We start from the raw sequence: 15,422 nt of genomic DNA, 5'->3' as shown, positions 1-15,422 counted from the left end.
TAGCTAAGTTACTGTCCGGTAACTTGTGGATGGGAGAGGCTCTCCGTGACCGAAAATACCCAGATGCTGATCAGGCTGGTGGTCGGCCTGTCCATGACGGGACTCGTTGGCCTACTGGCCGCGCGCCGGGTGTTCTGGCTCTTCCGACTGGTCATGTCCGGTCAGAAGGTCGGCGCCGAGCGGACGAACGACATCAAGTCCCGGATCGAGACCCAGCTCCGCGAGGTCGCCGGCCAGGCCAAACTGCTGAAGTGGAATATCCCCGGGATCGCCCACTTCTTCACCATGTGGGCGTTCTTCGTCCTGATCACGGTCTACATCGAGGCCTACGGCCAGATGTTCAACCCACACTTCGCCATCCCGCTCGTCGGGCACTGGGACTTCCTGGGCTTCATGCAGGACTTCTTCATCACCGCGGTCACCTTGTCGATCTTCGTGTTCATGGTCATCCGGGTCCTGCGCAACCCGACCGAGCACGGCCGGTCGTCCCGGTTCTACGGCTCGCACAACGGCGGTGCATGGCTGATCCTCGTGATGATCCTCAACGTGGTCTGGACGTTCCTGCTGCTGCGCGGGGCCGCGGCCAACACCGGCACCCTGCCCTACGGCAAGGGCGCCTACCTGTCGCACCTCATGGGCAAGGTCATGGCGCCGCTGGGGCTCGCTGCCAACGAGAACATCGAGACCGCCGCACTGCTGCTGCACGTTGCCGTGGCGCTGGGCTTCCTGCTGATCGTGCTGAACTCCAAGCACCTGCACATCTTCTTGGCCCCGATCAACGTCACCTTCAAGCGACTGCCGAACGCCCTGGGCCCGCTGCTGCCGATCGAGTACCAGGGCGAGCCCCTGGACTTCGACAACCCGCCGGAAGACGCGGTGTTCGGCCGAGGCAAGATCGACGACTTCACCTGGAAGGGCATGCTCGACTTCGCCACCTGTACCGAGTGTGGCCGCTGCCAGTCGCAGTGTCCCGCCTGGAACACCGGCAAGCCGCTGAGCCCCAAGCTGCTCATCATGGACCTGCGTGACCACTGGATGGCCAAGGCTCCCTACCTGCTCGGCGACAAGCCGATGCCGACCGGTGAGGTCGACCTGGCCGACGCTAAGCCGCTGCCCGGCCACCACGTGCCGGAGAAGGGCTTCGAGCGCATCGGCGGCTCCGGCCCGGAGCAGGCCGTCCGCCCGCTGGTGGGCACCGCCGAAGAAGGCGGCGTCATCGACCCCGACGTGCTGTGGTCGTGCACCAACTGTGGCGCCTGCGTCGAGCAGTGCCCGGTGGACATCGAGCACATCGACCACATTGTCGACATGCGCCGCTACCAGGTGCTGGTGGAGTCGGAGTTCCCCTCCGAGTTGGGTGTGCTGTTCAAGAACCTGGAGAACAAGGGCAACCCGTGGGGGCAGAACGCCAAGGAGCGCACCTCCTGGATCGACGAGCTCAACTTCGACATTCCGGTCTACGGCCAGGACGTCGACAGCTTCGACGGGTTCGAGTACCTGTTCTGGGTGGGCTGCGCGGGCGCCTATGAGGACCGCGCCAAGAAGACCACCAAGGCGACCGCGGAACTGCTGGCCGCTGCCGGCGTGAAATTCCTGGTGCTGGGCACCGGGGAGACCTGTACCGGTGACCCCGCCCGGCGTGCCGGCAACGAGTTCCTGTTCCAGCAGTTGGCCTCGCAGAACGTCGAGATGCTCAACGAGGTGTTCGACGGCCTGGACAAGCCCGACCGCAAGATCATCGCCAGCTGCCCGCACTGCTTCAACACGATCTCCCGCGAATACCCGCAGCTGGGCAGCGAATACACGGTGCTGCACCACACCCAGGTGCTCAACCGGCTGGTCCGCGACAAGCGACTGATTCCGGTCGCTCCGGTGTCGCGGGAGGTCACCTACCACGACCCGTGCTTCCTGGGCCGCCACAACAAGGTCTACGAGCCGCCGCGTGAGCTGGTCGAGGCCTCAGGTGCCAACCTGGTCGAGATGCCGCGTAACCGCGACCGCTCGTTCTGCTGCGGCGCCGGCGGTGCCCGGATGTGGATGGAAGAGCACATCGGCAAGCGGGTGAACCACGACCGCGTGGATGAGGCGCTGGCCACCGGTGCCACCACCATCGCCACCGGCTGCCCGTTCTGCCGGGTGATGGTCAGTGACGGCATCGACGACCGCATCGAAGCCTCCGGGCGTTCCGATGTGGACGTGCGTGACATCGCCCAGCTGCTGCTGGAGTCCCTCGACATGGACGCGGTGACGTTGCCGGCCAAGGGCACTGCCGCCGAGGCCGCCGCTAAGGCCGGGCCGAAGAAGGTCGAGGAAAAGGCACCGGCACCGGCCGCGGTGGCCACCGCGACGGCGGAGAAGCCGGCTGCCGAGGCCAAGGCCGCGGCCCCGGTGACGGGCCTGGGGATGGCCGGTGGCGCCAAGCGCCCGGGCGCCAAGAAGGCGGCCCCGGCCGCTGCCCCCGCCGCCGAGGCCAGCGCTGCCGCCCCCGCGGCACCGGCAGCCCCGGTGAAGGGGCTGGGCATGGCCGGTGGCGCCAAGCGCCCGGGCGCCAAGAAGGCGGCCCCGGCCGCTGCCCCCGCCGCCGAGGCCAGCGCTGCCGCACCCGCGGCACCGGCCGAGCCGGCCGCACCCGCGGCGGCTCCGGCTGCTCCGGTCAAGGGCCTGGGCATGGCCGCGGGCGCCCGCAAGCCGGGCGCTAAGAAGGCGGCTCCGGCCGCCGCGGAACCGGCAGCTGCGGCCGCTGAACCGGTATCGGCCGCCGCCGAGCCCACCTCGACCGCCACCGAGCCCGCGGCCGCTCCCGAGGCCGCTCCCGAGGCCGCTCCGGCAGCGGAGGCGCCCAAGGAACAGCCGCCGGTGAAGGGGCTGGGCATCCAGCGCGGGGCACGCCCGCCGGGCAAACGCTGAGATAACAGGTTGGGGCCGTATGGGTGCACATACGGCCCCAACTTGTTTCTCGAGCAAATTTTAATTGGACAGCTATGGGATTATTGCCAACGTGACCGCTCATTCGTTACCGCACCAGATGCCCTGGCCTGCCACCGGCAGCCAGCCACGGCAGCGTACGTTCGCGCAGTCGACCAAACTGCAGGATGTCCTCTACGAGATCCGCGGTCCGATCCATGCCCAGGCCGCCCGGATGGAGGCCGAAGGGCACCGCATCCTCAAGCTCAACATCGGCAACCCGGCACCGTTCGGGTTCGACGCGCCCGACGTGATCATGCGGGACATGATCCAGGCGCTGCCGTATGCGCAGGGTTACTCGGACTCCCAGGGCATCCTGCCGGCCCGGCGCGCGGTGGTCACCCGCTACGAGCTGGTTGAGGGATTCCCCCGCTTCGACGTCGACGATGTCTACCTCGGGAACGGCGTATCCGAGCTGATTTCGCTGGTACTGCAGGCGCTGTTGGACAACGGCGACCAGGTGCTGATCCCCGCACCGGATTACCCGTTGTGGACGGCATCGACCTCGCTGGCCGGTGGTACGCCGGTGCACTATCTGTGCGACGAGACCCAGGGTTGGCAGCCCGACATCGCCGACATGGAATCGAAGATCACCGAACGCACCAAGGCGTTGGTGGTGATCAACCCCAACAACCCGACCGGTGCGGTCTACAGCCGCGAGGTGCTCAGCCAGATCGCCGAGTTGGCCCGCAAGCACCAGCTGTTGCTGCTGGCCGACGAGATCTACGACAAGATCCTCTACGACGACGCCGAGCACACCAGCCTGGCCACCCTGGCGCCAGATCTGTTGTGTCTGACCTTCAATGGCCTGTCGAAGGCCTACCGGGTAGCCGGCTACCGCTCCGGCTGGCTGGCGATCACCGGCCCCAAGGAGCATGCGACCAGCTTCCTGGAGGGCATCAATCTGCTGGCCAACATGCGACTGTGCCCGAATGTGCCGGCCCAGCACGCCATTCAGGTGGCGCTGGGCGGCCACCAGAGCATTGATGATCTGGTGCTGCCGGGCGGCCGGCTGCTCGAACAGCGTGACGTCGCCTGGAGCAAGCTCAACGAGATCCCCGGCGTCTCCTGCGTCAAGCCCCGCGGCGCGCTCTACGCGTTCCCGCGCCTGGACCCCGAGGTCTACCCGATCGACAACGACGAGCAGTTGGTACTGGACCTGTTGTTGCAGGAGAAGATCCTGGTCACCCAGGGCACCGGGTTCAACTGGCCGGCGCCCGACCACCTGCGCATCGTGACCCTGCCGTGGGCCCGCGACCTGTCCAGCGCGATCGAGCGCCTGGGCAACTTCCTGGTCAGCTACCGGCCGTAGTTCTTCGCGCACACGCCCCGACGGGAATCGCGTGCGAAACGATGCCGATGCCCCACCCGAGGATCGGCCAGACCGGCCAGAAGTACCACGCGCCGGCGAACACCGCAGTCACCAACCAGATGGCGATCATCAACACCGACACCGCCAGGTAAGCGCCCAAGTGCATCCGCACGCCCCGTCGCGCGGCGGCACGACGTTGCGCACGACGGCGCGGGTCACGCCTGATGATCTGCGCGACAGGCAGATCGGTGAGCAGATCCCTGAGCGCGCCGGCGGTTTGAGCCTCAAAAGCCCGGGCCAGTCGCGTCTCGTATTCCTCCATCGACAGATATCCCTGAGTGAATGCCTGACCGAGATGATCGGCGGCATGTCCCCGTTCCGCGTCACCTACTCGTACCGCAGAATCCGATGGTGTAACGAATCTCGTGGTCATGTCGGCCCCCTATTGACCGGTAGGCACCCAGTTGCCATGGAATCCGGCGGGAACACGGTGCGGCAGGTGGATGCTCGCGACGTCCTGCAACGTGGCCGCGTCCAGGATCGCCAGTTCGGTGGTGTCGGTCCCGCTGTCATAGACGAAGCCCATCAGGACGCCGTCATCTTCGGCCGCTCCCGTTGTCTTCGGATGAAAGACGAACTCGCCTAACTGTTTTCCCTCGCCGAATGACCGTGTCGCCGTCGACCCGCCGACCAGGTCATGCTTGAGCAGCGTCGCGTCGGGCACCACGCCGTTGCCGATACTGACCGCGTAGCCGAACCGGTGCCGCTTGCCGACCAGTCGTTCGTCAACGCGCGGGAACTCCTGACCACGGTCGTCCACCCGGGATTCGCGAACCTTGCCGTCGGCCAGGTCGACGGTCCACCGCTCCAGCGTGGGTAGCCCCTCGGCGGGGCCACGCATCTCGGTGTCGAACATCTTCGGATGCCGGACTACGTCGAGTACGACGGTGTCACCATCGTCGTAGGCATTCATCGGATGGAACACATAGCAGGGCTCTACCTCGAACCATCGAACATCTGCATTGCCCCCCTCACGCGGCATTACCCCCACCCGCGCAGGGTATTTCGGGTTCCACCGATACGGCATGGTGCGCACGCTGCCCTTGGGCATCGGCAGCCGGGCCATGATCGGGTCCGGGATGCGCACCCGCCCGATCAGAGCCGACATGATCAGCCGCACCGGTAACCGCAGACCCGGCGGCGCCGCACCCTGGGCGACCTGGCGGGTGTCGAAGGTGACCGGCAGGTCATAGAAGACGACGTGGTTCTCGGTCAGCGAGAAGTCGTGCATCATCGGCGATCCGGTGACCTCAACATCCACGGTGCGCCGCGCTCGACCGTCGGTGCCGATCACTGAGTACTGGACGCTGTTTCCGCGGTTGAACGCGTACGAAACAGCATGCAGCTCGCCGGTATTGGGGTCGCGCTTGGGATGCGCAGTGTACCCGCCCGACAGGGTGCCGTCGAAGTCGCAGGTGCCGACGGTGTCCAGCTCGTCAGTCAGTTCGTAGCAGGAGATGCCACCCTCGATCAGCGCGAGAGTTCGCCCGGCATGGCCGATCACGTTGGTGTTGGCGCCGATCCCGGAGGCCCCGCCGTGCCGGCCGGGGCGCGGCGGTTCGCCGAGCGCGGCCGCGGTCTGCGGGCCCCGCACGTAGCGGTTGCGGTACCACTCGGCCTTGCCGTCGCGAAGGCGCACGCCGTGGACCATGCCGTCACCGATGAACCAGTGATAGAAGGCCGGATCGATTTCGCCGACCGGGTTGGGCCCGTTACGCAGGTAGCGCCCATCCAGGTAATCCGGGATGGTCCCGGTGACCGCCAGCTCGGTGAGGGTGTACTCCTGTGCGATCGGCGCGAACCCGCCCTGCAGGTAGGGATTAGTCATCGGACACCTCCGGTCCATAACGATGTTATGGACTATGTATAACACTGTTATGGCATCATGGCAAGGGTGGATCTGAGCCCGCGAGACCGTCTGATCGAGGCCGGTACTCGCCTGCTGGACAGTGCCGGCCCCGAGTCATTGCAGGCCCGGAAGGTCGCCGCCGAGATCGGGGCCTCCACGATGGCGGTCTACACCCACTTCGGCGGGATGAACGGCCTGCTGGAGGCGATCGTCTCCGCCGCGTTCGAGCGTTTCGGTGCCGCCCTGGCGTCCGCCCCCAAGACCGACGATCCGATGGCCGACTTCTTCGTCATGGGCCACGCCTATCGGCAGTTCGCGCTAGCCAGTCCGCAGCGGTATCGGCTGATGTTCGGGCTCGCCGCACCGCAGAAGTTTCACGCCCCCGAGATGCCGGTGGCGACGGCGACCTTCGACCAACTCGTCACCGCGGTTGAGCGGATCATCGCCACCGGCCGGATCCGCGCGGATGACACCGTCGAACTGGCCGGGCGGATCTGGAGCATGATCCACGGTGTGGTGCTGCTGGAACTTGTCGGCACGTTCGAGCAGGATGGCCGGGCTCTGACCCACATCCTCAGCCCGATGACCATCGACATGTTCGTCGGGATGGGCGACAGTCGGGAAAGCGCCGAGTTGTCGCTGCGGCGGGCGGCCGACGCGATTCGTCAGTGAGCCACCCGTCACCGACGATCCAACAACCCCATCAGGTAGTCGCCGTAGCCGGACTTGCACAGCCCCGCAGCACGGTCGGCGAGCGCAGCGTCGTCGATGAAACCCATCCGCCAGGCCACCTCTTCGGGAACGCCGATCTTGAGGCCCTGGCGGCGCTCGACGGTGCGGACGTAATCACCGGCATCAAGCAGCGAGTCAAAGGTCCCGGTGTCCAGCCATGCGGTGCCCCGAGCCAGTGTCTCGACCGTGAGCCGGCCCTGATCGAGGTAGGTCTGGTTGATGTCAGTGATCTCGTACTCGCCGCGCGCGGAAGGCTTGAGGCCCCTGGCGATCTCGACGACGTCGTTGTCATAGAAATACAGCCCCGGTATCGCATAGTGCGAGCTGGGTGCGCTCGGCTTCTCCACGACCGACACTGCCGACCCGTTCGCGTCGAACTCGACCACACCGTAGGCCGAGGGGTCGGCCATCCAGTACGCGAAAATAACCGCACCGGAAAGGGATTGATGACGGCGCAAGCTGGTCCCCAGACCGGCGCCGTAGAAGATGTTGTCCCCCAACACCAGCGCGACGGAGTCGGTGCCGATGTGGTCAGCGCCGATCATGAAAGCGCGCGCCAAACCATCGGGCTGCTCCTGGATGGCGTAGCTGATGTCGACTCCGAATGCGCTGCCATCACCCAGCAGTCGCTGGAAGGCAGGCGCGTCATGACCGGTGGTGATCAACTGAATGTCCCGAATGCCCGCCAGCATCAGCGTGCACAGGGGGTAGTAGACCAGCGGCTTGTCGTACACCGGCAGCAGCTGCTTGCTCACGCCCATGGTGATCGGATGCAGGCGGGTGCCGGAGCCACCGGCCAGGATGATCCCGCGCATGCCGCTTAGCCTAACGGCGATCGCAAGCGCGGCGGAGCCGGGCGCAGCGGGTCGACGTCATCAACACAGCGGGCTAGTCGACCCGATCGGCTTCGTTGAGGTCCGTGGCGGCCAGGGCGCTGTCCAGGTCCTGGTGGCGGAACACCGCGGTGACGCGGTCGTGTACCACCCGGAAGGCGACCGCCTGGGCTGCGTCTGCTCCTCCTGCGGGGATCAGTTCGGCCACCACCACACCGTGGTGCACATACATCCGGCCGATTCCGGCGCTCACCTGTGCCGAAGCGGCCCACCCGCGCAATGCCTGATGGCCCTGTCCGGCGCCGTCGGCGTCGGCCACTTCGATGTCGTCACTGGACAGCTTTTCCAGGGTGTCCAGGTCACCGGCGGCCAAGGCGTCGTGCCAGGCGAGGACCGTTGCGATCTCCGATGTGCTCATGCTCGCCAAAACTACCGCCCGATCAGAAGGCGGTGTGGTCGACCCAGTTCTGCCACACCGTGGCGTCGCCGAAGATCGCGATGTCGGTATCGGCCACCGGTACCCGGCGCATCACCGCTAAAAACAGGTCGCGGGCCGAGCCCCGTAGTGCCACCGAGCCTTTGCCGTGCTCATGCGACCAGCTCACCGTGTCGGTCCCGGTCGGCCGGCTGATGGTCCACTCCCCCGCCGACCCGAGGCCGTCATCGGTGGCGTGCAGGTGCACGCTGTGGCCGTCGGCCAACGGCAACGCTTGTCCGTTGCGCGCGATGAGTGCGGGGATCAGGTCCAGCAATTCACCGATCCCGTCGGCGGCCAACTCCGGAGACAGGGCGAAGTCACTCCCGAGTGCCAGCGCGGCATCGGCGCGGTGCACGGTCGCCTCGTGCAGCCGGCGGCGTACCCACCAGGAGGCCGGGCGGGGTCCCATGAACGTCCACGCCGGCGTGTCCGGTCCACTGTGGGCGACGGCGTCCAACACCCGCTGCGCGCCGGCGTGCAGCCAGTCGATCGCTGCGTCCGGGTCGGCGGGCGGCTTGCCGTCGACGACGTCACGCGGGTCCAGGGGACCGTCCATGCGGTCGGCGATGATTTGTGCGGCCCAACGGTTTCCGCGCCCGAAGTGCCGGAACAGTTGGGTGAGATTCCACTCCGGGCAGGTGGGGATCGCCAGCTGCGGATCACCGGTGCGGATCAGCTCCCCGAACGCGCGCGTCTCATCGAGTAATGCTGCGGCGTAGTCCACGCCGTCAGGCTAGTGGATTCTGGACGGGCTCAGAAGGGCCAACCACCTTTACCGCCACCACCGCCATGGCCGCCGCCTCCGCCACCGCCGAAGCCCGGGAACCAGGAGCCGCCGCCACCGCCGCCACCGCCGCCACCGCGGCCGCCACCGTTGCCCCCGCCACCGCCGCCGAGGCCCGGAAACCATGGGTTCCCGCCGCCGCCGTTGCCGCCGATGCCGGGCAGCCATGGTGAGGGGTTGCCGCCCTTCTTGCCGCCGCCATCGTTGTCGGGCAGCCAGGACGGGTTGCCCCCCTTGTTGCCACCACCGTTGTTGTTACCCGGCAGCCAGGACGGGTTTCCGCCGTTGTTGGACGGCGGCCGGAAGATCGGCGGCAGCTCGGGTTGCTGGATCGGAGATGGCGCGGGGATCGGTGCAGCCGGGGCCGGGGCCTCGACCGGCGCGGGCACATGGATGGGCACCGGGATCGGAATCGGCACCGGAGCCACTGGCGCGGGGGCCGGAGCCGCGGGAGCAGGAGCCGGAGCCGCCGGGGCGGGAGCCGGAGCCGCCGGGGCAGGGGCAGGCGCCGCCGGCGCTGGCCGCGCGACCGGGACCTCAGTGACGGGCGGAGCCGCCGGTGGCGGCGCGGGCGCAGTTGGCGGCGCCGCTTCGGGGGCGGGCGCCGGGGCCGGCGCCTGCTGGGTGGGGACCACTATGTGCCCGGTGGGTGGCGGGTGATCTGCGGCGGTAGGCCGGATGCTGACCGCCAGCGCCACCACCAGACTGGAGACCCCGACGACGAAGAACGCCGCCAGCCCGCTGCCGGCCAGCAGGAAGGGCCTGCGGCGCTGCTGGTGCTTGCTGTCGTCGAACTGATCCACCCCGGAACTCGGCGGGTGATCGTCGTCGTCCTCGATGACGGTGCCGTCAAAGCCGTCGGCGTCGATCCGGTTCAGGTAGCCGCTGTCGGCGACGTCGTCGGGAACGGCGCTGTAGGCCAGCGCGTACTCGTCCCCGGTGGCGTCATAGTCGGTTCGATAGGCCGGAGAGGCATAGCCGAGCGCGACCAGGTCCGGGTCGATCACGCCGGTGCCCGGGTCGCGGGCCCACGCCAACGCCGACGTTGAGGAGTCGAACAGCGGCGCGTGCGCACTGGCGAGCGCCGCGCCTCGCGCCAGCGCGGTCTCGGGCTCCTCGGGCACGCTGACCGGGATGGCACTGACCGCGTCCAGCTCGGGCTTGACCATGCCGACGTTGACTCCGGAACCGACCACGAACAAACCGTCGGGTCGCGACGACAGGCGGCCGGCCTGGGCGGCCAGCCGGGTCAGCGCGCCCACCGCGCCGGCGTCGTCGGAAGGCAGGGCCACCCGTTGCACCTCAGCGATCGAGCCATCCGACGAGTCGACGACGGCCAGGGTCGCCCCGTCCGGCTCGACGAACATCAGCGCGGTCCGCTCGTAGCCGACCGATCCGCCCACCGTCTGTGCCAGTGCGGCTGCGGCCAAGAACGCCGACACCAGCATCACGTTCTCGACCCGGTGACCGGCCAGCGCGTCGCGCAGCTGGCCCGCTTGCAGCTGGTTGGCGACAGTCACCCCGGTCGAGGCCAGTCGGTAGCCACTCTCGCGTGCACTTTCCTGGGTGCCCAGGATGGCCGACACGACCTGGTCGGGGAACGCCATCTCGTCGGCGTCCACCTCGAATCCGTCTTCATCGACGGTCACGCCACCGGCGCGCTCTCCCTCGACGAGCACCATGCGTACCGATGGCGGTGCCATCGAGACCCCCAGAACGATGTCCACCGCACCTCCTCCACTAGGGCCGGCGAATTATTAGCCCATCTTACGACTGTTGGATGCGCGTGCCCACTCAGAAATGAAGGCCGGGGATCTTGAACGGGAACCCGCCACCACCGCGGCCGTGACCGCCACCGTGACCACCCCCTCGACCATGTCCACCGCCGGGCCCCCAGTCGTCGCCGCCGCGAGGCGGGCCGAACAGCGGCGGACCTCCGGGCAGACCCGGAATCCCCAGGTTGGGCAGCGGGGGCGGCGGTAGCGCCGGCGGCGGTGGAGGCGGTGCCACCGGCAGGGGTGCCGGTGCCGGTGCCGGTGCCCGCGGGGCTGGTGCCTCCGGGACCGGAGCGGGAGCCCGCGGAGCCGGCTCGCCGGCCGGGGCGGGCGGGGCCGCCGGCGGCGCGGGCGCCGGGGTGACGACGGCCGCCGGCGGATGGCTGACGACATTGGCCCGCACGTCGGGACGGTGCTGATTGGCCGCCCGCATTCCGACGGCCAACGCGACCGCCAACCCCAGCACCCCGATCACGAACAGCGCCGCGACCCCGCCGGTGACCAGCATCGGCTTGCGTTCCCGCGGCTGGATCCCGGTGCTGAAGTCCAGCATCCGGGAGTCGACGAGCTCGGGATCATCGACGAGATCCGGCAACGCGCCACCGAGAACCACGCCGCTGTCCGGAAGCGCGCTGTAGGCCAGTGGCTCGTTGTCGCTGGTGGCGTTGTAGTCCACCTCGTCGTCGTAGTTGACGCCGTCGGGCGCGATGTAGGCGTATCCGGCACTGGCCAGTGCCGGGTCCAGCTCACCGGTGCCCGGGTCCTGCGCCCAGGCCACCGCCCGGGTGGAGGACGAAAACAGCGGGGCATGCGCGCTGGCCAGCGCCGCGCCGCGGGCCAACGCCATGTCCGGTTCCTCCGGCACGCTGACCGGCAGCGGGGTGGCCTTGTCCAACTCCGGTTTGATCATCGCGACGTTGACCCCGGAGCCCACCACAAACAGACCGTCGGGGTTCGACTCCAGCCGTTGCGCGCCGGCCGCCAGTTCGGTGATCTCACCGACCGCGCTCTCGTCATCGTTCGACAGTGGCTGGCGGTGAATCTCGGTGATCGAGCCGTCATCAGAGTTCACGACGGCCAACGTGGCGGCTTCCGGCTCGACGAACAGCAGGGCAGTCCGGGCGTAACGCGTCGCACTACCCACCGACTGGGCCAGCGCCGCGGCGGCCAAAAACGCCGACACCAGCATCACGTTCTCGACCTTGCGCCCGGCCAGCGCCTCACGCAGCGCGTTCGCCTCGGCCGGGCTACTCCAGGTCACGCCGGTGGAGCTGAGCTCATAACCGCCTTCCCGGGCGCCCTCGCGGGTCCCCAGGATGGCCGATACCACCCGCTCTGGCGCGGTTTGGGCACCGTCTACGACGTCGAAGTCGTCGTGTTCCACGGTGACCCCGTCGGCGTTTTCACCTTCCACCAACACCATGCGGACCGCCGAGGGTGCCACCGACACCCCGAGAACGATCTCCACGAAACCTCCCCTGTTACTGCTTATCGGCCAGGCATGTGGGCCGAACCCCCACCAGGGCTGGCCGATACCGGCTTCATCGCAGCCGCGGGGCGACCGTCAGGTCCGAGGGCTAACCGGACTTGATGAAGTTCTGGTACGAGCGGGACGGCGTCGGCCCGCGCTGGCCCTGATATTTCGACCCTACGCGCGTACTGCCGTAAGGGTGTTCCGCCGGACTGGTCAATCGCAGCAGACACAGCTGGCCAATCTTCATCCCCGGCCACAACGTGATCGGCAGATTCGCCACGTTGGACAGCTCCAACGTGATGTGCCCGGAGAAGCCGGGATCGATGAAGCCCGCGGTGGAGTGGGTCAGCAGGCCCAGTCGGCCCAGGCTCGACTTGCCCTCCAGTCGGCCGGCTAGATCCTCCGGCAGGGTGCAGCACTCCAGCGTGGAGCCCAGCACGAACTCACCGGGGTGCAGCACAAACGGCTCGCCGGCTTTGGGTTCGACCAGCGTGGTCAGCTCGTCTTGCTGTTGAGCCGGGTCGATGTGGGTGTAGCGGGTGTTGTTGAACACCCGGAACAGGCTGTCGAGGCGGACGTCCACGCTGGACGGCTGGACCAGCGCGTCGTCATACGGGTCGATGCCCAGCCGGCCAGCAGCGATTTCGGCCCGCAGATCGCGATCGGAGAGCAGCACGGCACGAGCGTATCGCTCGGCCCGCAGGCTGGGCCGGATGACCAAGCCCGTGGTGGCCATCGAGTGTGCGGTTTGATTCGGTTTTCGGCCGATCGGCCAACGATTCCGCACACTCGCGGAGCGGCTGGGCTCCCGGATGCTAGCCTGCTAGCGCACCAGTGCCGATGTAGTTCAATGGCAGAACATCAGCTTCCCAAGCTGAATACGCGGGTTCGATTCCCGTCATCGGCTCCACGTTTGAGCATCCCAATCCTCTGGGGAGACCCGCTTACTTCACCCACGGCACGATGGGCACAAACGGCCGGTTGGCGTTGTGCCAGAAGTGATCCAGGGCAGTCAAGGCGGTGTCGTGCGTGATCAGCCAGCGCCCACCCTGCTCGGACAGCACGATGGGCTCGGGCGCGCTCTCCTCATGAAAGCCCCCCACCGAGGTGACGGTTGCTCCGGCGGAGTTGTCCGGCGCGGGCGCAATGTCGCTCACCACGAAGTTGTAGGGCAGCAGTCCGGCCTCTTGGGTTTCCCGCAGACGCTGATCGATCAGCTGGGCTTCCTCGGGACTGAAGCCGGGGGTGACGACGTTGCCCTTGTTCACCGCAGGGATGTCCGGGTTGGTCAGCTCGGCCATCGCGGCGAGCACCTCGTCGGGTGTCGGGACAGGATCGGCAGCAGCGGCCGTGTAGGGGACAGCCGCGCCCGCGAGCGCAGCAGCAAGCACAACGGAGGCGACGATTCTCATGGCGCAAAGCTAACTTCGCTATGTGTCAACGATGTTTTGCCTCTGCAACAGCCAAGGAAATCTCATGGACCCGCGCCCCGGCCCTCGGCACGCTGCCGAAGGCCAGGGCCGCCGCTGCGCTCTAGAAAAGCTGGGCCAAGTCAGCCTGAATCTGCTGGACGGCCTGTAGCCCAACGATCACCGCGAAACCCCCGGCCAGTGATTCCAGCCCGGTGGCGAACGCCGACGTCAGCGACAGCGCGTCCCCTAGGCTCTGCCCGTCTTGCAAGGAGTTCGTCAACACGGTCAGGGCGTGAGCCGGCAGCTCGACAGTCAGCGCGTTGATGATGTCCGACGCCGGCATCCCCAGCGACGACACAGTCGACCACAGGCTGCTAAGTGTGCTGGCGATGTCGATGAGCGAGTGCGGCCCGCTGGAGGCGTCCGCGGCATCCAACAGCCCCGACAGCCCGCCGGCGGCAGCCGCAGGGTGCAACAGGTCGTCCACGAACGCGTTGAAGCCCTGCTTTGCGCCGGACCACAGTGCGTCGAGGATCGTGTTGAACTCCTCCGCGTTCAGGGTCGGGAAGATCCGCAACGGGGTGGCGACGTCGGCCGGCAACGTCGACCAGCCCGTCGTGGGGTCGACGCCGTAACCGAGGTTGGCGAGCACCTTGAGGTCCGGTTCCAACAGGTCGGCGATCGGCTTGCCCGCGATCATCTGGATCACGGTGGCCAACGGCAGCTGGCCCTCCCAGGGCATCACGTAAAAGGTGGAGCCGCCGCTGTATCCCTCAGAGGTGGGCAACTGCAGTGCGTTCGCGATCTGCTCGTCGGTCACCGCCGACCCGCCCACCGGGTCCCGCAGGATGTAGTGCGGGTGCACCAGTGCCCAGCCCGCCATGGCGTTGAGGTCCGAGACCAGGTTCTGGGTGTAGACCGGAAAATCGCAGTTGGGGTCGTATTCCAGGCAGTAGCTGATCACCGGGATTCCGGTGTCGGTGGGTGCGCCGCCGTCGAAGGTCAATCCGATGCTGGTGATGCTCCCGCCGGGATCCTCCGGCAGGTTGAACCGCTCCAGGAAACCGCCGTTGGGGTTGCTCGGGTTGCCCAGGCTCAGAAACTGCAGGGGCGTGACGCCGGCGGGCACGTTGCTGTAGTCGGGGACAAACTTGCCGGTGGCGATGTCGCGCAGGACCTCAGAGTTGACGGTCCCGCTCTGGGAGACGCCGCCGACGGCGACGGGGTGGCCGGCCTGCAGTTGCTGGGCGATCTGGGCCTCCAGATTCTGCACTCCTTGAGCTACCGACTTGTCATACGGCAGGCTCTTGAGACCCCCGAAGGCCGGCTGGGCACCCTCGGGGGTGAACACCCGCACCGGCACGTAGTCGCCGAAGTCTGCGACGTTGGCCAGCGAGTAGTGATTGAAGGCCCACTGCGTCTCAGCCAATCCCGGCCACGGCACCCCGCTGCCGCCCATCAGCAGCGCCACACCCTGCCCGGGCGCAGGCAAGCTGTCGACCGTGGCAAATCCCGAGCCGTCCCCGGAGAGCAGCCGCACCGCGGCCGACAGGATGTTGGAATCCCGCTGTGCCGGCGAGACCGCCGACGGCGGCAGGGCCAGCAGCGCGGCACCGGCAAGAGCCAGTGGCACGGCGAGCAGCGGCTGAACGTGCGAATGCTTCAAGAGGGGCCCTTCGAGTGGGCCGCCGCTCAAGCCACCGCCTGACCGGCGACTGGGTAGCGCGGACCGCTCAATCCTGGCGATCA

Annotated in this window: 13 protein-coding genes and 1 tRNA gene; 4 read left to right on the top strand and 10 right to left on the bottom strand. The window is 67.7% G+C overall.

Features of this window, described 5'->3' with window-relative positions:
* The first annotated feature begins 63 nt into the window (after positions 1–63).
* The gene (locus RCP37_RS01675; RefSeq protein ID WP_308485325.1) at positions 64–2,907 is read left to right on the top strand and encodes a (Fe-S)-binding protein; all 2,844 of its coding nucleotides are present in this window, start codon (positions 64–66) and stop codon (positions 2,905–2,907) included.
* 118 nt (positions 2,908–3,025) lie between these two features.
* Complete coding sequence (locus RCP37_RS01670; protein ID WP_373693213.1) at positions 3,026–4,276, top strand: pyridoxal phosphate-dependent aminotransferase; 1,251 nt, start codon at positions 3,026–3,028, stop codon at positions 4,274–4,276.
* On the opposite strand, the gene RCP37_RS01665 is transcribed toward RCP37_RS01670, so the two are convergent.
* Together RCP37_RS01665 and RCP37_RS01660 are read right to left on the bottom strand one after the other, a co-directional pair.
* Positions 4,260–4,709 carry a DUF1707 domain-containing protein gene (locus tag RCP37_RS01665; RefSeq protein WP_308485324.1) on the bottom strand — a complete coding sequence of 150 codons (450 nt, stop codon included), beginning with the start codon at positions 4,707–4,709 and terminating at the stop codon, positions 4,260–4,262. The genes RCP37_RS01670 and RCP37_RS01665 overlap by 17 nt on opposite strands.
* Before the next feature lie 9 nt (positions 4,710–4,718).
* Positions 4,719–6,164: a carotenoid oxygenase family protein gene (locus RCP37_RS01660; protein WP_308485323.1), complete on the bottom strand. Its 1,446-nt coding sequence runs from the start codon at positions 6,162–6,164 to the stop codon at positions 4,719–4,721.
* Between the two features lie 66 nt (positions 6,165–6,230).
* On the opposite strand from RCP37_RS01660, the gene RCP37_RS01655 reads away from it, so the two are divergent.
* Positions 6,231–6,857: a TetR/AcrR family transcriptional regulator gene (locus RCP37_RS01655; protein WP_373693091.1), complete on the top strand. Its 627-nt coding sequence runs from the start codon at positions 6,231–6,233 to the stop codon at positions 6,855–6,857.
* Positions 6,858–6,865: 8 nt separating this feature from the next.
* Here RCP37_RS01655 and rfbA read toward each other — a convergent pair whose 3' ends face one another.
* The 6 genes from rfbA to dcd form a co-directional block, all read right to left on the bottom strand.
* Complete coding sequence (rfbA, locus tag RCP37_RS01650; protein WP_308485321.1) at positions 6,866–7,732, bottom strand: glucose-1-phosphate thymidylyltransferase RfbA; 867 nt, start codon at positions 7,730–7,732, stop codon at positions 6,866–6,868.
* A gap of 73 nt (positions 7,733–7,805) precedes the next feature.
* Positions 7,806–8,168 carry a nuclear transport factor 2 family protein gene (locus RCP37_RS01645; RefSeq protein ID WP_308485320.1) on the bottom strand — a complete coding sequence of 121 codons (363 nt, stop codon included), beginning with the start codon at positions 8,166–8,168 and terminating at the stop codon, positions 7,806–7,808.
* A gap of 22 nt (positions 8,169–8,190) precedes the next feature.
* Positions 8,191–8,952 (bottom strand): maleylpyruvate isomerase family mycothiol-dependent enzyme, encoded by a 762-nt coding sequence (locus tag RCP37_RS01640; protein ID WP_308485319.1) that lies wholly within the window; start codon positions 8,950–8,952, stop codon positions 8,191–8,193.
* A gap of 29 nt (positions 8,953–8,981) precedes the next feature.
* Positions 8,982–10,739, bottom strand: coding sequence for a DUF7159 family protein (locus RCP37_RS01635; RefSeq protein WP_308485318.1), 1,758 nt, complete (start codon positions 10,737–10,739; stop codon positions 8,982–8,984).
* 67 nt (positions 10,740–10,806) lie between these two features.
* Positions 10,807–12,255, bottom strand: a complete 1,449-nt coding sequence (locus RCP37_RS01630; protein WP_308485317.1) for a DUF7159 family protein — start codon at positions 12,253–12,255, stop codon at positions 10,807–10,809.
* A 109-nt stretch (positions 12,256–12,364) separates the two neighbouring features.
* A complete protein-coding gene (dcd, locus tag RCP37_RS01625; RefSeq protein WP_308485316.1) occupies positions 12,365–12,937 on the bottom strand; it encodes a dCTP deaminase in 573 nt (190 codons plus the stop codon).
* Between the two features lie 160 nt (positions 12,938–13,097).
* On the opposite strand from dcd, the gene RCP37_RS01620 reads away from it, so the two are divergent.
* A tRNA-Gly gene (locus RCP37_RS01620) sits at positions 13,098–13,171 on the top strand.
* A gap of 34 nt (positions 13,172–13,205) precedes the next feature.
* Here RCP37_RS01620 and RCP37_RS01615 read toward each other — a convergent pair.
* Together RCP37_RS01615 and RCP37_RS01610 are read right to left on the bottom strand one after the other, a co-directional pair.
* A complete protein-coding gene (locus RCP37_RS01615; RefSeq protein WP_308485315.1) occupies positions 13,206–13,673 on the bottom strand; it encodes an MTB12 C-terminal domain-containing protein in 468 nt (155 codons plus the stop codon).
* 121 nt (positions 13,674–13,794) lie between these two features.
* Positions 13,795–15,339, bottom strand: coding sequence for a PE-PPE domain-containing protein (locus RCP37_RS01610; protein ID WP_308485314.1), 1,545 nt, complete (start codon positions 15,337–15,339; stop codon positions 13,795–13,797).
* Positions 15,340–15,422 lie beyond the last annotated feature (83 nt).

Source organism: Mycolicibacter sp. MU0102 (assembly GCF_963378105.1).
GTDB classification, from domain to species: Bacteria; Actinomycetota; Actinomycetes; order Mycobacteriales; family Mycobacteriaceae; genus Mycobacterium; species Mycobacterium holstebronense.
This window is presented reverse-complemented; position numbering and strand designations above follow the sequence as displayed.